At 69.8% G+C, this 21,165-nt stretch carries 19 protein-coding genes; 4 read left to right on the top strand and 15 right to left on the bottom strand.

Annotated elements, in window-relative coordinates; all coding sequences use genetic code 11:
• Nucleotides 1-10: 10 nt before the first annotated feature.
• The 8 genes from EJK15_RS14890 to EJK15_RS14855 all read right to left on the bottom strand — a co-directional run bounded on the left by EJK15_RS14890 (nt 11) and on the right by EJK15_RS14855 (nt 10,290).
• Nucleotides 11-1,069 (bottom strand): glycosyltransferase, encoded by a 1,059-nt coding sequence (locus EJK15_RS14890; protein WP_240776985.1) that lies wholly within the window; start codon nt 1,067-1,069, stop codon nt 11-13.
• A complete protein-coding gene (locus EJK15_RS14885; protein ID WP_240776984.1) occupies nt 1,066-3,687 on the bottom strand; it encodes a CDP-glycerol:glycerophosphate glycerophosphotransferase in 2,622 nt (873 codons plus the stop codon). Before EJK15_RS14885 ends, EJK15_RS14890 begins: the two co-directional genes overlap by 4 nt.
• 115 nt (nt 3,688-3,802) lie before the next feature.
• Nucleotides 3,803-4,519 (bottom strand): SRPBCC family protein, encoded by a 717-nt coding sequence (locus tag EJK15_RS14880; RefSeq protein ID WP_138711001.1) that lies wholly within the window; start codon nt 4,517-4,519, stop codon nt 3,803-3,805.
• A gap of 166 nt (nt 4,520-4,685) precedes the next feature.
• Nucleotides 4,686-5,540 carry an FAD binding domain-containing protein gene (locus EJK15_RS14875; protein ID WP_138711000.1) on the bottom strand — a complete coding sequence of 285 codons (855 nt, stop codon included), beginning with the start codon at nt 5,538-5,540 and terminating at the stop codon, nt 4,686-4,688.
• The gene (locus EJK15_RS14870) at nt 5,537-7,885 is read right to left on the bottom strand and encodes a xanthine dehydrogenase family protein molybdopterin-binding subunit (protein WP_138710999.1); all 2,349 of its coding nucleotides are present in this window, start codon (nt 7,883-7,885) and stop codon (nt 5,537-5,539) included. Before EJK15_RS14870 ends, EJK15_RS14875 begins: the two co-directional genes overlap by 4 nt.
• Complete coding sequence (locus EJK15_RS14865; protein ID WP_138710998.1) at nt 7,882-8,364, bottom strand: (2Fe-2S)-binding protein; 483 nt, start codon at nt 8,362-8,364, stop codon at nt 7,882-7,884. Before EJK15_RS14865 ends, EJK15_RS14870 begins: the two co-directional genes overlap by 4 nt.
• A 71-nt stretch (nt 8,365-8,435) precedes the next feature.
• The gene (locus tag EJK15_RS14860) at nt 8,436-8,591 is read right to left on the bottom strand and encodes a hypothetical protein (RefSeq protein WP_240776983.1); all 156 of its coding nucleotides are present in this window, start codon (nt 8,589-8,591) and stop codon (nt 8,436-8,438) included.
• Nucleotides 8,592-8,628: 37 nt separating this feature from the next.
• Nucleotides 8,629-10,290, bottom strand: coding sequence for a PspC domain-containing protein (locus EJK15_RS14855; RefSeq protein ID WP_171074305.1), 1,662 nt, complete (start codon nt 10,288-10,290; stop codon nt 8,629-8,631).
• Nucleotides 10,291-10,403: 113 nt separating this feature from the next.
• Between EJK15_RS14855 and EJK15_RS14850 the strand changes: the two genes are divergently transcribed.
• The 3 genes from EJK15_RS14850 to EJK15_RS14840 all read left to right on the top strand — a co-directional run bounded on the left by EJK15_RS14850 (nt 10,404) and on the right by EJK15_RS14840 (nt 13,323).
• Complete coding sequence (locus EJK15_RS14850) at nt 10,404-11,612, top strand: ATP-binding protein (RefSeq protein ID WP_138710995.1); 1,209 nt, start codon at nt 10,404-10,406, stop codon at nt 11,610-11,612.
• Nucleotides 11,609-12,241, top strand: a complete 633-nt coding sequence (locus EJK15_RS14845; RefSeq protein ID WP_138710994.1) for a response regulator — start codon at nt 11,609-11,611, stop codon at nt 12,239-12,241. The genes EJK15_RS14850 and EJK15_RS14845 overlap by 4 nt, the downstream gene beginning before the upstream one ends.
• 119 nt (nt 12,242-12,360) lie before the next feature.
• A complete protein-coding gene (locus EJK15_RS14840) occupies nt 12,361-13,323 on the top strand; it encodes a L,D-transpeptidase (protein WP_138710993.1) in 963 nt (320 codons plus the stop codon).
• An 81-nt stretch (nt 13,324-13,404) separates the two neighbouring features.
• On the opposite strand, the gene pcrA is transcribed toward EJK15_RS14840, so the two are convergent.
• Complete coding sequence (gene pcrA / locus EJK15_RS14835; RefSeq protein ID WP_476739195.1) at nt 13,405-15,660, bottom strand: DNA helicase PcrA; 2,256 nt, start codon at nt 15,658-15,660, stop codon at nt 13,405-13,407.
• Between the two features lie 96 nt (nt 15,661-15,756).
• Between pcrA and EJK15_RS14830 the strand changes: the two genes are divergently transcribed.
• The gene (locus EJK15_RS14830) at nt 15,757-16,476 is read left to right on the top strand and encodes a PIG-L deacetylase family protein (RefSeq protein WP_138710992.1); all 720 of its coding nucleotides are present in this window, start codon (nt 15,757-15,759) and stop codon (nt 16,474-16,476) included.
• Nucleotides 16,477-16,559: 83 nt separating this feature from the next.
• Here EJK15_RS14830 and EJK15_RS14825 read toward each other — a convergent pair whose 3' ends face one another.
• From EJK15_RS14825 to EJK15_RS14800, 6 genes are all read right to left on the bottom strand, one after another.
• Nucleotides 16,560-16,970: a PIN domain nuclease gene (locus tag EJK15_RS14825; protein ID WP_240776982.1), complete on the bottom strand. Its 411-nt coding sequence runs from the start codon at nt 16,968-16,970 to the stop codon at nt 16,560-16,562.
• The gene (locus EJK15_RS14820) at nt 16,970-17,194 is read right to left on the bottom strand and encodes a type II toxin-antitoxin system VapB family antitoxin (protein WP_138710990.1); all 225 of its coding nucleotides are present in this window, start codon (nt 17,192-17,194) and stop codon (nt 16,970-16,972) included. Before EJK15_RS14820 ends, EJK15_RS14825 begins: the two co-directional genes overlap by 1 nt.
• A gap of 267 nt (nt 17,195-17,461) precedes the next feature.
• Nucleotides 17,462-18,145, bottom strand: coding sequence for a CPBP family intramembrane glutamic endopeptidase (locus EJK15_RS14815; protein WP_138710989.1), 684 nt, complete (start codon nt 18,143-18,145; stop codon nt 17,462-17,464).
• A gap of 212 nt (nt 18,146-18,357) precedes the next feature.
• Nucleotides 18,358-18,615, bottom strand: coding sequence for a WhiB family transcriptional regulator (locus EJK15_RS14810; protein WP_138710988.1), 258 nt, complete (start codon nt 18,613-18,615; stop codon nt 18,358-18,360).
• A gap of 84 nt (nt 18,616-18,699) precedes the next feature.
• Nucleotides 18,700-19,347 (bottom strand): neutral zinc metallopeptidase, encoded by a 648-nt coding sequence (locus EJK15_RS14805; RefSeq protein ID WP_240776981.1) that lies wholly within the window; start codon nt 19,345-19,347, stop codon nt 18,700-18,702.
• Nucleotides 19,344-20,807, bottom strand: a complete 1,464-nt coding sequence (locus EJK15_RS14800) for a glutamate-cysteine ligase family protein (protein ID WP_138710987.1) — start codon at nt 20,805-20,807, stop codon at nt 19,344-19,346. Before EJK15_RS14800 ends, EJK15_RS14805 begins: the two co-directional genes overlap by 4 nt.
• Nucleotides 20,808-21,165: the final 358 nt, after the last annotated feature.

Here is a 21,165-nt window from a genome sequence, read left to right as displayed (position 1 = left end):
CCCCCGAGGGTTAGCGCTCCATGTGGGCGAACAGCCGCTCCCAGCGGTCCAGCACGTGGTCGAGGCGGAAGGCCTCGGCCCGTGCGCGGGCACAGGTCCCCAGACGCCGCCGCTCCTCCACCGAGTTCACGAGCCGGGCCAGCTCGGCCCCGAACGCCTCCACGTCCCCCGGCGGCACCAGCACGGAACCCGCGGACCGCACGCCGCCCGACACGTCGAACGCCACCGACGGCACCCCGTGCGCGCCCGACTCCAGCAGCACGATGGGCAGCCCTTCGTGCTCGCTGGTCAGCCCCAGGACCGAGGCGTTCAGGTACTCGGCAGGCATCCGCTCGGCCGGCACCAGCCCCCTGAAGACCACGCGGTCGCCGACGCCCTCCCCGGCCGCGTGCGCGCGCAGCCGGTCCCGCTCGGCGCCGTCGCCGATCAGGTGCAGCTTCCACGGCGGCGGCGCTCCCGCGCGGGCGAACGCGCTGATCAGCCGGTCGAACCGCTTGACCCCCTCCAGCCGGCCCACGCCCAGCACTCGGGGCGAGCCGAGCGTCGAGATCTCCCGCGGCCAGGCGGCCAGCGGGTTCGGCAGCGCCCGGGCGTTCGGCAGCAGCGCGTGCTCGGAGAAGCGCCAGGCGTCGTCCTCGCTGAGGAAGAGGGCCTGGTCGAGCTGCGGATAGCGCTTCCTGATCGAGCCGAAGTGCCAGCAGCCGCGGGCGTGGTCGTACGAGCCGTGGTACTGCCCGATCGGCCGGAACCCGGTGGGCAGCAGCCCTGACAGCCTGATCACCACGGACGGCGAGGTCATGACCGCGTAGCCCGGCGGGATCGCCGCGAACAGCTTCCGCAGCCTCCGGTCGGCCCGGCGGCGGCCCAGGCGGCCCCGCGGCTCTCTGGGGCTGATCACATGGCGGTGGTAGAGCGGCCGGTCCACGTACCGGAACGGCACGCGGGCCCGGTGCAGGCCGATCACGTGCACCTCATGCCCGCGCCCGGCCAGCCCTTGGGCGAGCGTGTGCGTCACCTGCTGGATACCGCCGAGGGTGTCGGCGTCCATGCAGGCGAAGACGACGCTCACCGGATCCCCCTGGGGGAGCCGGGCTCGAAGAAGTCGGCCACGATGCGGGCGGCCGCGTCCCCGCGTTCGTCGGCGCACCACAGGTCGCGGAAGGCCGCGTACCGTGAGGCGTAGGACGCGTGGACGTCGGGCAGCCGTCTGATCACGTCCACCAGCTCCTCGGTCGTCGTGACGCACGGGCCAGGGGCGATGGCGGGCAGGTCGTGGTACACGCCGCGCTCCGACAACCGGTAGTCGTCCCAGTCGTCGATGAAGAACACCATCGGCCGGCCGGTGAGCGCGTAGTCGCACATCACCGACGAGTAGTCCGTCAGCAGCGCGTCCGAGGCCAGCATCAGGTCGTTGATCTCGGGATAGGACCCGGCCGGCCGGACGAAGTGCCTCAGGTGCTCGGGCGGGCTGTAGCGCTCGACCGGGTGCGTACGCAGGATCAGCACCCAGTCGCCGGCCAGCTCGTCGGCCATCAGCTCCAGATCCACCCGTACGGACTTGCCACTGCCCTTCACCCGATCCCTGTACGTAGGCGCATAAAGGAGGATTTTTCGCCCAGGCGGGATCTCCAGCCGCTCTCGCGCGTCGCCGGCCGCCTCGCCCCTGACCAGCGCGTCGCACCTGGGCGTCCCGTAGCGGTAGACCTTGCCCGCGTACCCGTTGGACGGCACGAAGATCCGCGAGAACTCCGCGCTCGGCGACACCAGCGCGTCCCACCGCGCCACTGCCGCCCGCCACCGGGCCCGCGGCTTGTCGAAGTCGGCACGCAGGTCAGGTGCGTCGAACCCGATCGACTTGATGCCCTGCCCGTGCCACGTCTGCAGGTACCGGGTGCCGCGCGGCTTCGGGTAGTCCAGCGGGAACCCGTGGCTGTCCACCCAGATCCCGGCCCGCGCCATCGTCCAGACGTAACGCCAGCTCCCGCGCCGCACGAGCCGCGCGTCGGAGGGGAAGTGCGCACGGTCCTTGGCCGCCGACCAGACCACCTTGATCGGCAGCCTCCGCCGACGCAGCTCCTCGTAGATGGCCCGCGGGCTGCCGCTGCAGCCCTTGCCGACGTCGGACTCGAACAAGGCGAGGTTCCTGCGCCGCGGCAGCACCTTGATCAGCACCTTGTACGCCCGCAGCTTGTTCCGCGGCGTGCTGAGCCGCCTCACCAGCGCCCGCCTGACCCGCCGCCACGCGGACCGGACCGGGCGGGGCCGCACGCACAGATACGCGGCGAAGCCCTCGACCCGCACCCGGCACCCCGGCAGCTCGATCGGCCGGGTGCGCGGGTCGGCGATGATCCGGTCGGTCGTCGTGTGCCCGTCGGAGGTCCTGGTGAAGCCGATGCGCGGATCGCACTGGCCGGAGGGCGTGAAGGCGACCTCGCTGACGTACCCGCCGTCGACGGACGGCTCGGGATTGATCGGGATCCGCTCCCTGCCGAGCTGCAGGAACGCCGTCCAGCCCGCCGGCAGCGCGCCGAACGGATCGTAGGTCCGCACGGTCATCCGCACCCGCTCGCCGTCGCAGGCGATCTCCGAGGCCTCGTGCCGCAGCCGGGAGGCCGAGAACGGCAGCTCGGCCAGCCGCAGCCGGGTGATGTCCATCCCGGGCGAGGGCGAGGTGCCCCAGTACGTCCGCCCGCCGAGCCGGGTGGCCGCCCGCGGCGCGGCCCGCGGCCCGGTGAGCGAGCCCGCCGCGATCCGCAGGTCCTCGATCCGGTCGTCGAGGATGAGCCGGAAGCAGACCCGGTACAGCGGCTCGGCCGCGTCCAGCACCTCGGCCGGGATCTCCTCCAGGTAAGGACGCACGATGGAGGCGAACTCCTTGACCCACACCAGATCCCGGGACGGCAGCGGGTTGAGGTAGACCCGCAGGTCCTGCCGCACGAACCGGCGCTGCCGGTGCGGCACCAGGTCGCCGGCCCCGTGCGCGCGCAGGATGTCGTCGCTCAGCCGGGCCGCGATGACCCGCTGCCGGACGTTCTCCATGTCGTCGAGGCTCAGTGAGATCGAGGTGTTCGCCGGTGCCCGGTGCCAGTGGTAGACCACCCACGGCACGACCGCGAACCGGCGCGACACCGCGTACAGCTCGGCGGCGAAGACGTGGTCCTCGTAGTGGATGTCCTCGGGGAAGCGCAGCATCCGGTCCCGCAGCCGGCCCACGTCGTAGAGCTTGTTCGTGCTGAAGGAGTCGAGGAACAGCTCGGGCTCCTCGCGGATGCCCTCGACCAGCCGGCGCCGGGCGAACAGCGACGGATAGTACGGCTGCAGCCGCCCGCTCGCCTCGAACAGCCGCGAGATCTGCCCCGACACGAAGTCGGCGCCGGTCCGCTCGATCTCGGTGAGCAGGCTCTTGCACGCGTGCCTGGGCAGCTCGTCGTCGCTGTCCAGGAACATGAGGTACGGCGCCGCCGCGGCGTCGATCCCGTCGTTGCGCGGCGCCCCGCACCCGCCGCTGTTGACGCCCCTGCGCAGGTACCGCACCCGCGGATCGCCGTCCATGAGCCGGACGGCCACCTCAGGCGTGCAGTCCGTGCTGGCGTCGTCGGCGATGATCACCTCGAGGTCGCGCAGCGACTGGCCGAGCACGGAGCGTACGGCCCTGGGCAGGCGGGCCGCGTCGTTATAAGTGATCACGACAACGGTGCAGTCCGGCATCCCCAAGTCCCCCCGCTGGTCCAACTACCTGCGGGGATGGCACTGCCCCCGGGCGGTGGGAAGTGTCCGGACTTGATGGAGTATTTGCCGAAAATCAGCGCATAAGCCGACGAATCACCCAGGCGATGATCAGCAGCGCCGCGACCACGCCGGCGATGGGCGCCAGCCGCTTCAGCACCGGCTGCCCGGCGATCTCCAGCAGGTCGAGCGCCTCCTCGTCGGGCGTGCGCGACGTGCGCAGCGTGCCACCCGGATGCACGTCCTGCTCCGGGGCGGGCACCGCGCTCAGGTGCCGCTCCTCCTCCTGCTGCACAGGCTGGGGCGGCGCGGCGGGCTCCTTGGCCGCGGTGGCCTCCACGGTGGGCTCGGAGAGCAGCTCGGCCAGGTTGGCCGCGAACTTGTCGATGAGCTTCGCGCCCACCTCGGCCATCACGCCCCGCCCGAACTGCGCGGGCCGCCCGGTCACGTTGAACGTCGTCTCCACGTTCACCGCCGTGGCCCCCTCGCGCGGTGCCATGCGGGCCTTGACCGTGGCCGAGGCGGTGCCGGAGCCCCGGGCCTCCTTGCCCGACGCCTGGATGGCGAGCGTATGGGCGTCCTTGTCCACATCCTCGAACCTGGCCGAGCCCCGATAGGTCACCATGATCGGGCCGACCTTGACCTTCATCCTGCCGGTGAACTCGTCGCCCTCGTAGGTGTCCAGCGACGCCCCGGGCAGGCACGGCGCGACCCGCTCGACGTCGAGCAGCACGGCCCAGGCCTGCTCGATCGGGACTGGAACAGTGAACTCGTGCTCGAACCGCATCGCCATCGATCCGCTCCTTCTGCCGATGCTTGCGACCCTACGTCGGGGCGGGGGCGCCCGGAAGAGGCGCCCCCGTTGCCGATGAGAAACCTGCTAGGCGGACTGCCGCTACGGTGTCGACCTGGTACGACGGTAGGGGCGGCAGTCTGACGAGCAGGTTTCTTGTTGGTTGTCACATAGCGCCGGCCGCCGTGCCCACCGCGCGGTGGGTCAGGACCCTGGCCAGGTGCCGGCGGTAGTCCGGCTGAGCGTGCAGATCCGTCGGCGGCGAGGTGTCCGCCGCCGCCTCCTCGCACGCCTGCCGCAGCTGATCGCCCAGCTCCATGCCCTGCAGGGCGGTCTCGGTCGCGCGGGCGCGCAGCGGCGTCGGGCCCATGTTCGTCAGCCCGATCCTCGCCTCGGTGATCGCGCCGTTGGAGCGCCTGACGGCCGCGGCCACGCCGACGATCGCCCACGCCTGCGCGGTCCGGTGGAACTTCTCGTAGTGGAAGCCCCAGCCCGCGCCCAGCTTCGGGATCTTCACGCCGAGCAGGATCTCCCCGGGTCCCAGCGACGACTCCAGGTAGTCGACGAAGAACTCGGCGGCCGGGATCTCCCGCTCGCCCTGCGCCGACCTGGCCACGAACACACCGTCGAGGGCCAGCACCACGGCCGGCATGTCGCCCGCCGGGTCCGCGTGCGCCAGCGAGCCGCCGAACGTGCCCCGGTGCCTGATCGCCGGGTCCGCCACGTGGGCGGCGGCCAGCGCCACCAGCGGGCAGCCGGCGCTCACCACGCCGGAGCGCATGACCTCATCGTGCGTGGCCATCGCGCCGATGAACACGTGGTCGCCGCGGTCGTGCACGCCCTTCAGCTCGGGCAGCCGGCCGACGTCGACCAGCGTCGACGGGTACGTCAGCCGCAGCCGCAGCAGCGGCAGCAGCGACTGCCCGCCGGCCAGGACCTTGGCGTCCTCGTCCGACGCCAGGGCCCGCGACGCCTCGGAGAGCGAATCCGGGCGCACGTAGTCGAACTGCGCGGGGATCATTGCCGCACTCCTTCCTGCGCCCGTTCTTCCAGGGCGCGCCATACGCGTTCGGGCGTGCACGGCATATGGACGTCGTGGATGCCGAGCGGGCGCAGGGCGTCCACGATGGCGTTCACGACGGCCGGGGTCGAGGCGATCGTCCCGGCCTCGCCGACGCCCTTGACCCCGAGGGGGTTGCTGGTCGCCGGGGATTCGGTCCTGTCGAGGGTGAACTCCGGCAGGTCCGCCGCAGACGGCAGCAGGTAGTCGGCCATCGTGGTGGTCAGCAGGTTGCCCTCGGCGTCGTACACGGCCTCCTCGAACAGCGCCTGCGCGATGCCCTGCGCGATGCCGCCGTGCACCTGGCCCTCGACGATCAGCGGGTTCACCACCTTGCCGACGTCGTCGACCGCCACGTACGAGCGGATCTTCACCATGCCCGTCTCCGTGTCGACATCCACCGCGCACAGGTGGGTGCCGTGCGGGAAGGAGTAGTTCTCCGGGTCGAACGTGGCGTCGGAGTCGAGCCTCGCCTCCACCCCATCGGGCAGGCTGTGGGCCGTGAAAGCGGCGTAAGCCAGCTCCTGGATGGTCTTCTGCGAGTCCGTGCCCCGCACCTTGAACGCGCCGCCGCTGAACTCCACGTCGTCAGGGGAGCATTCGAGCAGGTGCGCGGCCAGCCCGCGGGCCTTGTCCTTGACCTTCTCGCACGCCTTGAGCACCGCGATGCCGCCCACGACCAGCGAGCGCGAGCCGTAGGTGTCCATGCCCTTGTGCGAGACGGCCGTGTCGCCGTGCAGTACGGACACGTCCTCGAAGGGCACTCCGAGCGCGTCGGCCACGATCTGGCTCCAGGCCGTCACATGGCCCTGCCCGTGCGGCGAGGACCCGGTGACGACCTCGACCTTGCCGGTGGGCAGCATGCGCACCGACCCGTGCTCCCAGCCGCCAACGGCGTAGTTGGCCTCGCCGAGCAGTCGCGACGGCGCCAGGCCGCACATCTCCGTGTACGTGCTGATGCCGATGCCGAGCTGCACCGGGTCGCCGCGGTCCCGCCGGTCCGCCTGTTCCGCGCGGATCTTGTCGTAGCCGAACAGCGCCATCGCCTTGTCCGTGGCCGCCTCGTAGTTGCCCGAGTCGTAGGTGAGCCCCGAGATCGTGGTGTACGGGAACTCCTCGTGCTTGATCCAGTTGCGCCGCCGGATCTCCATCGGATCCATGTTCAGCTCGGCGGCCAGCTCGTCCATCGTGCGCTCGATGGCGAACGTCGCCTCCGGCCGGCCCGCGCCGCGGTAGGCGTCGGTGGGCATCTTGGTGGTGAACACGCCCGTGCAGCCGAACTCGTACGCGTCCATCTTGTAGATCGCGTTGAACAGCGCCGCCCCGAGCATCGGAATGCCCGGCGTGACCAGCATCAGGTACGCGCCCATGTCGGCCAGCAGGTCCACCTGCAAGCCCCGGATGCGCCCGTCGGCGTCGGCCGCCAGCCGGATGTGCTGGATCTGGTCCCGGCCGTGGTGCACGGTCATGTTGCCCTCGGAGCGGGACTCGGTCCACTTGACCGGCCTGCCCAGCTTGCGGGTGAGCAGCAGGCAGAGCACCTCTTCCGCGGTGACCTGCAGCTTCGAGCCGAATCCGCCGCCCACGTCCGGTGCGATCACCCGGAGCTTCTGCTCCGGGATGCCGGTGATCACGGCCAGCATGACCCGCAGCACGTGCGGGATCTGCGTGGCCGACCACACGGTGTACGAGTCGCCGTCCGTGTCGGTCGCGACCGCCCGGGGCTCCATCGCGCTCGGGATGAGCCGCTGCTGGATGTAGGTCCGGTCGATCACCACGGGCGCGTCCCTGAAGGCCGCCTCGATGTCACCCGAGTTGATCTTCGTGCTGTACGCCTTGTTGCCCGCCTCGTGCACCTTCGGGCTGTCCGGCCGGAGCGCGGCCTTCATGTCGAGCACGGGCTCCAGCGGCTCGTAGTCGACCTCGATGGCCTCCAGCGCGTCGGCGGCCTTGTAGCGGTCGGTCGCGACCACGCAGGCCACGGCCTCGCCGACGTAGCGGACCTCCGACACCGCCATCGGCGGATGATCCGGGATCACGATGTCCTCGCTCACCGCCCAGCCGCACGGCAGACTGCCCTGCTCGGCGGCGAAGTCCTGGCCGCTGAACGCCGCCACGACCCCCGGCAGCTCACGCGCCCCCGACACGTCGACCCTGGTGATCCTGGCGTGCGCCATCGGGCTGCGCAGGAACATCACGTGCAGCAGGCCCGGACGCGAGAGGTTGTCCGTCCACTGCGTGCGCCCCGTCAGCAGCCTGGCGTCCTCCTTGCGCTTCCTCGGCTGACCGACCTCCTGGATGGTCATGGGGTGCTCACCGCCTGCCCCATCTCCTGAGCGCCTCTGCGTACGGCGCGGACGATGTTGCAGTAGCCGGTGCAACGGCAGAGGTTGCCCTCCAGGCCCTGCCTGATCGTCTCCTCCGACGGCTCAGGATCCTCCCTGAGCAGGTCGATGGCGGCCATGACCATGCCGGGCGTGCAGTAGCCGCACTGGAGGGCGTGCTCTTCGTGGAAGGCCCGCTGCATCGGGTGCATCGACCCGTTGGCGCCCAGGCCCTCGATGGTGACGACGTCGCAGCCATCGGCCTGGACGGCGAGCACGGAGCAGCTCTTCACGCTCTTGCCGTCCAGCATGACCGTGCAGGCGCCGCAGTTGCTGGTGTCGCAGCCGACAGGTGTGCCGGTCTTGCCCAGCCGATCTCTTAGCAGGTGAACGAGCAGGAGCCGCGGCTCGACGTCCTCCTCGTACTTGATCCCATCGACGGTGACGGTGATTCGGGGCATACGTCCTCCCTCAGGAGCAGGGGAAAGGCGGACACACCCGAACCTACGCCGGTGTTCTTCCCGGTCAAGGGTTACTTACCGCGAACCGCCCTGGCGATGATCGCCACCAGGCCTGCGAACGCCAGTCCCAGCACCGTGACACCGATCAGGACCAGCGGATCCGTGATCGCCCGTGTCACGATCAAAATACCCAGAACGACGAAGAGCGCTCCGCTGAGCAGGGCCATCCAGTCCGTCCTGTGCAGGCTCCGGGGCCGCTCGACCTCACGCTGCACGACGCACCTCCATGTCGCCGAGCCCGCCCCGCAGGTTGAGCACGATCGTCGAGACCTTGCCGTCCGGCTTGGTCTCCGGCTCCACCACCTTGTCCAGCCGTATGTCCACGCCGCCTCTGATCGATTGGTCGACCTTGATATCGCCGACCTTGTTGGTGGCGTGCACCTCCAGCCTGACCGTCGGCGGCACGATCACCTCCAGCTCGCCCAACGAGAACGTGGCGTTGACCGTCGCCGTCGCCCCCGGCGCCAACTCCAGCTCCGACAGGTCCAGCCTGCCGTCCCCGACGCCGACGTCGTAGAGGGCGCTCACCTCGGCGAGCGTGGTCGGGGCCCACTCGGACGGGCCGATGTTCCGCGGCAGGCCGCCCAGCATCAGGCCCAGGCCCACGATCAACGCGACCGTGGTGCCCGCGGCCACCAGCCCGGCGCCGCGCCCCCACCACGCCGCGACCAGCAGGCCGGCGCCGATGGTGATGAGCATCGCGCCGCCGACGATCGTCGGGCTCACTCCGGCGGCCGACCTGGCTTGGACCGCCACGACGATCCCTCCAATGATGATTGCCAGCAAGATGGTGATGACGCCGATGAACGACTTCGGCCGGGGCCTGCGCTCCGGTCCGGGGACCGGGCGGCCGTACAGGGTGGGGTCGTACGGCGACTGGCCGCCCGCCCTCCTGGCCGGGTCCAGCGGCCGGTAGGGGCCCTTCGGCGCGAAGGGCTCGCCGTAGCCGGTGTAGTCGACGGCGGTCTTGGGCTGCGGGCGGTAGGCGGTCGGCTGGTACGTCGGGGCCGCGTGCTGCGCGGTCACCGAGTCGTCCTCGCCCCGCCCCTCCACGACCTCGCCTGCGCCGGCCGCCGCCTCGTGCGCCCGCGTCCGGCCGGCCTCATCGGCCGGAGCCGGGGCCTCGCTGCCGTATGCCGCGGTCTCATCGGCGGGGGCCGCGGTCTCGCGGGCGGCCGCCGCGTCGTTCACGTGCGTCTCGCCGGGTCCGCGAAGGCGAGCCGTCGTCTCGCTCGGCCACTCCGCCTCGTCTGCCCGCGGGGCGCCCTCCGCCTGGGCCGCCTCCGGGGCCGGCGTCACGGTCTCCTCCGCCGCGGGCCTGGAAGCGGCCGAGGGCGTGGGAGCGGGTGCCGGACGTACCGGGGGAGCGGGTTCCTGGCTGGTGTAGGACGGCGCCGCCTGCTCCGCCGCGCGCCTGCGGCCGAGCCGCTCGGGCATCGACCGGGCCAGCCCCAGCAGGTCCACCCCGCTGGAGTGCGCGGCCAGCAGCGACACGGCCAGGAGCACGCCGACCACCAGCGTGCCCGTGTCCAGCCACACCGTGGCCAGGTTGATCGCGAGCCCGAACGCCAGCACCGCCGTCAGCAGCGCCATCACCGCGTCGGCGTCGAAATCGCGGCGGGTCCACTGCTCGATGATGCCCGGCTTGCCGTTCGGCTCCTTCATCAGCAGGAACGCCGCCAGATAGAGGAACAGGCCGACGCCCGAGCCGAGCAGCAGCACGGCGAAGGCCACGCGGAACACCACGGGATCGATGCCGGTGTGCCGCCCGAGGCCCGCGCACACTCCCATGAGGATGCGCCCTTCGCCGCTGCGTCGCAGCACCTTGGGGGGAGCGGCCGGTTCCCTGGGCGGAACTTCTGTCATGGGACCATCGTGGCCCCACGCGCGGGGTGCTCGCATCCGGGACACCCCTGACGCGACCCGGGGGTTGTTCCCTGATGCCCGGGACGCCCCCGACATGTGACTATGGCGATGTTATGGCTGACCAGAAGACTCTCGCCGAACCTAGCGGCGACACGCCCTATCGGCGAATGATGCGCCCCATGGAGGGCCGCCTGCTCGGCGGCGTGGCCCAGGGGCTGGCGAAGCAGCTCTCGCTTGATCCGGTGGTGATCAGGCTGATGTTCGTGCTGCTCAGCGTGGTCGGCGGGATCGGCATGGTGGCGTACGCGGTGCTGTGGATGGTCACGCCGCGGCAGCCGTACGAGGGGCCGTCGCCGCAGCGGGACTGGAGCCAGCTCGCCGCGTTCAGCGCGATCGGGGTGGCGCTGCTCGCGTTCGGCTGGCTCACGGGGGCCTCCCAGGGCGGGATCGGCATGCTGCCGTTCGCGGTGGGCGGGATCGGGGCGCTGATCCTGTGGCAGCAGGCCGACCCCGAACGGCGCAGGAACTGGGTGAGCGGGGCGGCGCTCAGCATCAGGAAGAACCGCGTGCGCACGGTGCTCGGTGTGGTGCTCGTCGTCATGGGCGCGGCCGGCTTCCTGGCCGCCGAGGGCGAGCTGCCCCAGATCAGGGACAGCCTGCTGTTCACCGTGGTGGTGGTCGGCGGTCTGGCCGTCCTGGCCGCGCCCTGGCTCGCGGGCCTGTGGAAGGAGCTGCAGCTGGAGCGGCGCGAGCGCATCAGGCAGGAGGAGCGCGCCGAGGTCGCCGCCATGGTCCACGACTCCGTGCTGCACACGCTCACGCTGATCCAGCGGGTCGCCCACGACCCGCGCGAGGTCACCCGCCTGGCCCGCTCCCAGGAGCGGGAGCTGCGCAACTGGCTCTACCAGCCCGCCCAGGACGCCGACGCCACGCTGGCGGCCGCCGTACGCAGGATCGCGGCCGAGGAGGAGGACGCGCACGGCGTACAGATCGAGGTCGTCTGCGTCGGTGACATCGACCTCGACTCGGGAGGCAGGCTCGGTGCCATGCTGAAGGCGGCCAGGCAGGCGATGGTCAATGCGGCGAAATACTCTGAAAGTCCCTCCGTTTCCGTCTATGCGGAAGTAGAAGGTGAAGAGGTCACGATTTTCGTGAAGGATCGGGGCAAGGGGTTCGATCTGGAGGCGGTGCCGCTCGACCGGATGGGGATCAGGGAGTCCATCATCGGGAGAATGGAACGTCACGGAGGCGCGGCCAGAGTCCGCACCGAGCTCGGTGAGGGCACGGAAGTGATGTTGACGATGAAGGTGGAGAAGGCATGACGCGCGTACTGATCGTCGACGATCACCGGCTGTTCCGCTCCGGTGTCCGTGCCGAGCTGGGCGACTCGATCGAGGTGGTGGGCGAGGCCGAGGACGTCGAGACGGCCATCAAGGCGATCGCCGAGCTCCAGCCCGACGTGGTCCTGCTGGACGTGCACATGCCCGGGGGCGGCGGCGTGGAGGTCCTGCGCCGGGTCCTGGGCTCCGGCTCCCAGGTCCGTTTCCTCGCGCTGTCGGTCTCCGACGCCGCCGAGGACGTGATCGGCGTGATCAGGGGCGGCGCGCGCGGCTACGTCACCAAGAACATCAGCGGCAAGGAGCTGACCGACGCCATCCGCCGGGTCGCCGACGGCGATGCGGTGTTCTCGCCGCGGCTGGCCGGGTTCGTGCTGGACGCGTTCGCCTCCTCCGAGGCGCCGCCGATCGACCCCGAGCTCGACTCGCTGACGCAGCGCGAGCGCGAGGTGCTGCGGCTGATCGCCCGCGGGTACGCGTACAAGGAGATCGCCAAAGAGCTGTTCATCTCGGTCAAGACCGTGGAGACCCACGTGTCGTCCGTCCTGCGCAAGCTCCAGCTCTCCAACCGCCACGAGCTGTCCCGCTGGGCCACCGCGCGCCGCCTGGTCTAGCGGGCGGCACCGCCCGATTGGACCGTTACAGGAAAGTTATTGGCATTTCGCACACGAAACATGCGTCTCAGTTGTCACACAAGGAGGTAGATCGAAGCACATAGTCCAGGAGTACCCTTTTGAAGCGCGTCACCCGGATGCTTCCCGTGCTCGTCGCACTGGTCGCCGCGACGGCCTGCGCGGCGGAGAGCGTCCCCGCCCCGAGAGCGCAAGCCGCTCCCGCGACCCAGGTCCCCGCGGCCGCCGCCGTCGCGGCCCCGGCGAAGAAGGTCAAGCTCGACATCGCCGACATCACTCCCATGGGGGAGAAGACGGAGAAGGTCGGCGTCGGCTTCCCGATCATCGTCACGTTCGACCGCGACCTTAAGAACAAGGACAAGGCGGCCGTCGAGGCGCTGCTGGAGGTGGAGGCGGAGAAGCCCGTAGATGGCGCCTGGCGCTGGGTGTCGGCGCGCAAGGTCATCTACCGGACCAAGACGTACTGGAAGCCGTACCAGAAGGTGCTCTTCACCGCGAGGCTGTCCGAGCTGCCCGGCAACACCGGCGCCAAGGACGTCTCCCGCCGCTTCGCCGTCGGTGCGCAGAACATCTCCGTGGTCGACACCCGCAAGCACACGATGAAGGTCTACCGCAACGGCAAGATCACCAAGAAGATCCCGATCAGCGCGGGCAGGGGCGGCCTGATCAGGAACGGCGTGGACGTCTACCTGACCACGAGCGGCGTCCACCTCACGATGGGCAAGACGGCCGTCGAGACCATGACCTCCTCCTGGATGGGCGTGACGGATCCGAAGGACCCGCGCTACTACAAGGAGGAGATCCCGTGGGCGGTCCGCATCTCCGACAGTGGCGAGTACGTCCACCAGAGCGCCGGCTACTACCAGTTCCTCGGCCGCTCCAACCAGAGCCACGGCTGCGTCCGCGCCACCCCGGCCGGGGCCAAGTGGTTCTACACGATCGCCCAGCGCGGTGACGTCGTGAAGATCACCGGCACGAAGCGCAAGCTGCAGTGGAACAACGGCTGGAGCTACTGGCAGCTCAACTGGACGCAGTGGAAGAAGGGCAGCGCCCTGAAGAGCTGACGCCGCCGGCGGCCGCCCACGCCGGCGGCCGCCCGCAGGCCCTCCCGCTGTTGGGGATCGACGGATTCCCGTTCGCGGCGGTCAGAGCTTCTCGAGCGGCGCGTACGCCAGCAGCAGCGTCTTCTCCCCGCCACCACCGAAGTCGATCTTGACCTTGGTCTTCTCCGCCACCCCGTCCACGGCCACCACCGTGCCCAGCCCGAACGCGTCGTGCGAGACCCGATCCCCGGGCGTCAGCGAGGGGACCTTGCGTCCGCCCGCGCTCTTGGCCGGCGCCGGCCGGGCGGCGGGCTCTTTCCTGGTGGCCGCGCTCCAGGCCGACTTCTCCGGATCGGTGCGCCAATCGATGAGCTTGCCCGGCACCTCGTTCACGAAGCGCGAGGCGGGGTTGAACGACGGAGACCCCCACGAGCTGCGTACGGCCGCCCGCGTGAGGTAGAGCCGCTTCTGCGCCCTGGTGATCCCCACATAGGCCAGCCGCCGCTCCTCCTCCAGCTCCTTCGGCTCGCCCAGTGACCGGATGTGCGGGAAGACCCCATCCTCCATGGCCGTCAGGAAGACCACGGGGAACTCCAGACCCTTGGCCGTGTGCAGAGTCATCAGCGTGACGACCCCCTGCCCGCCGTCCGCCTCGGGGATCTGGTCGGCGTCGGCCACCAGCGACACCTGCTCCAGGAACTCCACCAGCGTGCCCTCCGGGTTGGCCTCCTCGAACTCCGAGGCCACGGAGATGAGCTCGTTGAGGTTTTCCAGCCGCGACTCGTCCTGCGGGTCCTCGGACGCCTCCAGCTCGGCGCGGTAGCCGGTGGCCACCAGCACCTCCTCCGCCAGCGCCGACGGCGGCATGCCCTCGGCCTTGGCGATCAGCTCCTCGATCATCGCGACGAACTCGCGTACGGCGTTGAGCGAGCGCGTGGCCATGCCGTACGCCTCGTCGGCCCGGCGCAGCGCGTCCCAGAACGAGATGCGCTCGCGTGACGACAGCGCCTCGATCATCGCCTCGGCGCGCTCGCCGATGCCGCGCTTGGGCACGTTGAGTATGCGCCGCATCGACACCACGTCGGCCGGGTTGGCCAGCACGCGCAGGTAGGCCAGCAGGTCCTTGACCTCCTTGCGCTCGTAGAAGCGCACGCCCCCGACCACTTTGTACGGCAGCCCGGTGCGGATGAAGATCTCCTCGAACACGCGGGAGGCCGCGTTGGTCCGGTAGAAGACCGCCACCTCGCTCGGCTTGATGCCTTCCTCGTCGCTGAGCCGGTCGACCTCCTGGGCCACGAACATGGCCTCGTCATGCTCGTTGTCGGCGACGTATCCGACGATCTTGGGCCCGTCGCCCTGGTCGGACCAGAGATTCTTGGGCTTGCGCGACTCGTTGCGCGAGATCACGGCGTTGGCGGCGGCCAGGATGTTCTGGGTCGAGCGGTAGTTCTGCTCCAGCAGGATGGTCCGCGCGTCGGGATAGTCCCGCTCGAACTCCAGGATGTTGCGGATCGTCGCGCCCCGGAACGCGTAGATGGACTGGTCGGCGTCGCCCACCACGCACAACTCGGACTGGCCGGTCCCGGCCCGGACGAGATCGCCGTCGGTCGTGCGCAGCTCGGGATGCCCGACCAGCTCCCTGATCAAGATGTATTGGGCGTGGTTGGTGTCCTGGTATTCGTCCACCAGCACGTGCCTGAACCGCATCCGGTAGTGCTCGGCCACCTCGGGGAAGAGCTGGAACAACGTCACCGTGTTCATGATGATGTCGTCGAAGTCCATCGCCCCGGCCTCGGTCAGCTTGAGCTGATAGGCCTTGTACGCCTGCGCGAGCGTCTTCTCCAGATGCGAGCCCGCCTTGTCGAGCGCCGTCTCGTAGTCGATCAGCTCGTTCTTGAAGTTGCTGACCTGCGCGGAGAACGAACGCGGCGGATAGCGCTTCGGATCGAGGTCCATCTCCCTGCAGACCATCGCCATGAGCCGCTGTGAGTCGGCCTGGTCGTAGATCGAGAAGCTGGACGGGAACCCGAGCCGCTTGGCCTCCCGCCGCAGGATCCGCATGCACGCGCTGTGGAACGTCATCACCCACATGGCCTTGGACCGGGCTCCGACCAGCTTGTCGATGCGGTCCTTCATCTCCCGCGCGGCCTTGTTGGTGAAGGTGATCGCCAGGATCTCGCCCGGATGCACCTTGCGCTCGGCCAGCAGGTAGGCGATGCGGTGGGTGAGCACCCGCGTCTTCCCAGACCCGGCCCCCGCCACGATGAGCAGCGGACTGCCGTGATGGATCACGGCCTCGCGCTGCTGAGGGTTGAGGCCGTCGAGCAGGGGGTGGTCTACAGAGACGTGGGTCGGCACCTACCTAGGTTAAGACGCGCCACCGACAAACGGCGCACGGAATGCCATCGACGGGGTGCCGGTTGTCCTCCAGAGAAGGATCCTGGAAGGGGAATCATGCTGCCGGAAGCCGAGATCAACCGGGTGCTCGTGGTGACCGCCCATCCCGACGACGCCGATTTCGGCTCCGCGGGAAGCGTGGCGATGTTCGTGGACAAGGGCGTCGAGGTCACCTACCTGCTGGTCACGGACGGTGACGCGGGCGGCAACGAACGTACCCTGGACAACTCCGGCATGGCCGAGCTGCGCAGGAGCGAGCAGCGTGCCGCGGCCAAGGCCGTCGGTGTGACGGACGTACGCTTCCTGGGCTACTCGGACGGGCAGGTGGTGCCCTCGCTGGAGCTCCGGCGCGACATCGCCCGCGTGATCCGCCAGGTCAGACCGGACCTGGTCATCACCCACCACCCGGATCGCAACTACCGGTTCATCGCCCCCAGCCACCCCGACCACCGCGCGGTCGGCGGCGCCGCCCTGGACGCGGTCTACCCGGACGCCCGCAATCCCTACGCCTTCCCCGAACTGCTGAAGGACGAAGGACTGGAGGCGTGGACGGTGCGGGAGGTCTGGCTGAACGGCGGCCCGACACCGAACCACTGGGTGGACATCACCGACGTCATGGACCGCAAGCTCGCGGCCTTGCAGTCGCATGTGAGCCAGGTGTCGCACGTGGAAGGCTTCGCCGACTTCGTCAAGACCCGCTTCGCCGCCTGGGCCGAACAGGCCGGCTTCGGCGAGGGCCGCTACGCGGAGGGCTTCCAGGTCGTCCCCACGGCCTGAGCCGCCCTGCCGCCTCTACGAACCGAGCTGCCTCATCGTCACCACGGGCTGAGGCGCCTTGCCGTCCCACGGACCGAGGCGACTTACGGGATCGAACCGGGCGGCACCACCCAGAGCGTGGGCTGCCCGGTGACCTCGGAGATGACGTCGAAGTCGCGGTCGTAGTGCAGGACCGTCGCACCGTGCACCTCGGCACAGGCGGCGATCAGCAGATCGTTCGGCCCGATGCCGCGGTGGTGGGAGACCACGACGAGCTGTCTCTGCACCTCTAGGGCCCGTCTCTGCACCTCTTCGTCCACGGGGAGCGTGATGCACTGACGCTGGGCGTGCAGGATGCGCTGATAGTGGCCGAAGTCGCGGGCGCTGTAAAGCACCTCGAGATCGATGACGCTACAGGTTGCCACCACCCGGGCCGCGTAGAGCGGATGCAGCGCCTTGGCGATCACATCGCTGGTGCGTATGCGAGCCAGGGCGCTCTTATCGAGCAGGTACATCAGTCCTGTTGTTGCCACGCATGCTTCATGATCTCCGGATCCAGCAGATCCGGGCTCCCCTCCGTGCGCCAGAACTCGAACGCCTCGATTGCGCTCGCTCTTTCCGCGTCCCTGTCGACGACGGCCTGGAGAGCGGCGTGAACCGTCTCTTTCATGGTCGGCGCCCCGAGCTTCTTCTGGGCTGTTTCGAGGAGCTCCTTGTCGATGTCGATTACCGTGCGCATAGAACACCACCTCCGTACCTCCAGCGTATATCAGAACTTGCGATCTTGATATACGCACTCACCGGGGCGGCACCGGCCTCGGGGAGTGCGTCCCAGGGACGGTAAAGCGTCAAGGTCAGATGTGCATGGAGCGTTCCAAGAATGCGGGTGGAGGATCTTCTTCCCCGGGCGAAAACCCTCACCCACGAAATGATCACAACCCGCGCGAAGCGGACAAATGCCGGGCCGTCTTGGCCTGCATAAAACCTCTGCGAGGTGGCGCAGGGCTTACTTCCGCTTGGCGGCGATCCGGGCGAAGAGGTAGCCCAAAGAGTTGGTCGCCAGGTGCAGCATGGCCGGGGTCAGCAGGCCGTTGTGGCGGCGTAGCTCGCAGAACAGTACCCCGGCCGCCGCCGTGGACACCACGCTCCCCGCCACCACCCGTGCGGTGTCCAGATGGTTCGGGGACTCGCCCGCCGTCAGGGCGCCGAGGGCGGGGTTGGCGCGGGCCATGTCGATGGCCGGGAGGATGTGCCAGAGGCCGAACAGGGCCGACGAGACCGCCGTGGCGGCGACCGTGCCGTGCCGCTGGCGCAGCATGGCGTACAGGGCGCCTCTGAAGCCGACCTCCTCCAGCAGCACCGTCCCGAACGGAACCTGGAGGAGGGCCTCCTCCAGGACGCGAGCGCGCGAGAGCGACAGGGCGCGCTCGTCATGGAACAACGGCCTGGTGCGCGGCGTCGAGATGCCGACCGTGTAGACGGCGGCCACCGCCGCCGCCAGCGCACCTCCGGCGACCGCGCCTCGGCGGCCGTGCTCGAAGCCGAGCTCCTCCCACGACAGGCCGGACCTGCGGGCCATCGCGACCAGCGCGGCCGTCGCGGCGGCAGAGGTCAGCGGTCCGAGGCGGGGGGCGACCTTGTTGTTCATGATGTTGGCGGCGGCGAGGATGGCGATCGAGCGGAGGAGCACCCTTGCAGGCTACGTCGCTACACGCCCGCCTCGCCCCGTCACGGGCGGTTCGCCGCTACCCATGCTGCCGCCGTGAGGCGGGTCGCCACCGTGAGGCAGGCTGCCGCCGTCGCGAGCCAGACCGGCGTCATCCAGCCGGGGCGCAGCGGCGCTCGCGACACAGGACCAGCCGGTTCGGACGAGGGCCCGGGTGGGCGTGGCGGGGTGGGTTGTCAGGAGGCGGCTGAGTTGCGCCAGCCCTCCGGGAAGCGGGTGCGGCGGCGTTCCTGGGGGGTGAGGCCGCCCCAGATGCCCTCCGACTCACCCGCCCGTAACGCGTACGCGCGGCACTCCTCCATGACCTGGCAGCCGGCGCAGACCGCTTTGGCCCGCGCCTCCTGCAGGGGTGAGGGGGCGAGTGGGAAGAAGAGGTCAGGGTCGCTGGATCTGCACGCCCCCCTGCGCAGCCAGCCGATCTCCTCCAGTGGCATGCGTCCAAGGTAAGGCGTGGACATGATCGACCACATCATCCTCTGGGTTGATCGAGGCGTACACCCACAGGTGACCCTACGACCTCAGCAGGCGCCGACCCCTTGCCTGTAACCCCTCGCGAACCACCGCTGCCGCTGCTCCGCTGTGCCGTGGGCGGCCGGGTTCAGCCAGTCGTCCGTGGGGTCGCCCGCGGCCGCCAGGCTGAGCAGCAGTTCGTCCTCGTCGCCCGGCTCCGCCCGCAGCGCGCCCGACTCGACCAGGGCCGACAGGGTGCCGCCCGCGTAGCAGTCGGCCTGCAGCTCCATCTGGACGTTAAGCGAGAAATCGGCACGGAGCTGGGCCTGCACGGCATGCCCGAACTCATGAGGAATGATCAGATAGACCGACCCGTCCCCCATCTCGGTCCACAGCGCCTCCATCCAGTCCTGGTCGTAGGCGATGAAGTGGCCGATGGAGCAGTAGAAGGCGTTGTTCGGCACGGGTGGTTCCCCGCCGCAGCTCGGTCCGGAGCGCCCTGAGTAGGGGACGAAGTTGGCGATAGGCCGATAAATCCGGCCAGCCTGGGCGAACTGCTGCTTCCAGAACTCCTCCGTCATCGTCCGCGCCGTACGGATGTCCTCCTCGAACGTGTCCTCCCCTTCCGGGTCCATGGACGGCTGGCGGGGGATGCCGCAGGCGGCGAGCAGCACCAGGGCGAGGACGATGATCAGCGGACGGATCACGGGCTTCACACTTCCCAAGTGTGCACGGGCTCGTTGGAGTGCATGCGCTCGATGTACTCGAGGGTCATCACCCGCAGCGCCTCGTGCCGATCCCCGCCCTGCGCGCGCACGCGGTCCACCTGCCAGCTCGCCCCCGTGCGCCCCGTCAGGCAGCGGCCCTCGATGATGGCGAGCAGCCGGTCGGCGACGGGACGGTCCACGCCCCATGCGGCCAGTCCCTCGTGGGCCATGGGCAGCAGGCGGCGCAGGATCAGCTCGGCCGCCGGCACCTCGCCCATCCCCGGCCAGTACAGCCGCGCGTCCAGCCCATGCCGGGCCGCGGCGCCGAGGTTGTCCTCCGCCGCCTGGAACGACATCTGGCTCCAGATCGGCCGCTCGGCGTACGGCAGCACGCGCATCAGACCGTAGTAGAAGGCGGCGTTGGCCGCGATGTCGGCCACGGAGGGCCCGGCGGGCAAAACGCGGTTCTCCACGCGCAGGTGCGGCAGGCCGTCCACGACCGCGTAGACGGGCCGGTTCCACCGGTAGATCGTGCCGTTGTGCAGGGTCAGCTCGTGGAGCTGGGGGATGCGTCCCTGCTCGAGCTCGGTACGCGGGTCCTCGTCCTCGCAGAGGGGCAGCAGTGCGGGGTAGTAACTGACGTTCTCCTCGAACAGGTCGAAGACGCTCGTGATCCACCGCTCGCCGAACCACACGCGCGGCCGCACGCCCTGCGCCTTCAGCTCGGCCGGCCGCGTGTCCGTGGCCTGCTCGAACAGCGTGATCCTGGTCTCGCGGTGCAGCTCCTTGCCGAACAGGTACGGGGAGTTGGCCGCGACCGCGACCTGCGCTCCCGCGATGGCCTGGGCGGCGTTCCAGTGCGCGGCGAACGCCTCGGGGCTGACCTGCAGGTGGAGCTGCACGCTCGTGCAGGCGGCCTCGGGGGCGACGCTGTCGGCGTGCGTGTCGAGGCGTTCGACGCCCTCGATGCACAGGTGCAGATCTTCGCCGCGGGCGGCGAAGATCTGCTCGTTGAGCAGGCGGTAGCGGGGATTCGCGGAGAGCGCGCCCTCGTCGACGTCCTGCTCGCGCAGCGTGGGCAGGATGCCGACCAGGACCAGGTGGCCGCCCTGGGAGCGGGCGCGTTCCTCGGCGTGGTTGAGCCGGGCCCGTACGTCGTTCTCCAGGCGGAGCGCGCCGTCGCCGCTGAGCTCCTGGGGTTCGACGTTGATCTCGATGTTGAACTGGCCCAGCTCCGTCGCCCAGTCCGGCTGTTCGATCGCGGCCAGCACCTCGGCGTTGCGCATGGCGGCCTCGCCGTACGCGTCCACGATGTTGAGCTCGATCTCCAGGCCGGCGAGCGGGCGTTCGAGTTCGAAGCGGGATTCACGCAGCATCTGGGCGAAGACGTCCAGACATCGTCGCACCTTTTCGCGATATTTCCGGCGATCGTCGCGGCTGAACACAACGACCGGCACGTCTCTGCCCATATCTTGAAATGTCGCACGTCAATGCCAGCCCCAACAAGGCCAGGTCGTGCGCCTTTCCGACCAAGTCATCAAGCCATACTGACCGTGACCGTCCGGGACGAAGCCATGGGGTCTCGTTGGCCCGGCTTTGACCACGGCGCCGGGTCCGGCTTTGACCACGGCGCCGGGTCCGGCTTTGACCACGGCGCCGGCCCACGGCGCGCGCCGTAACGGTGCTCAGCCACTGAAGGGTCAGAGGCCGTGTTCCTGGAGGGCCATCAGCCGAAGTGCGGCGGGTGGCGGCCCACTTGGCGGAGCCGTACAGGATGGGGGTTTTCCGGGGCCTTAGCCCTCCTGCGGCGAGCAGCACGGGACGGGT

Origin of the sequence: Nonomuraea basaltis, from assembly GCF_005893125.1 — a bacterium.
GTDB classification, from domain to species: Bacteria; Actinomycetota; Actinomycetes; order Streptosporangiales; family Streptosporangiaceae; genus Nonomuraea; species Nonomuraea basaltis.
The sequence above is the reverse complement of the archived record's forward strand: the minus strand, read 5'-3'. Positions and strand labels throughout refer to the sequence as shown.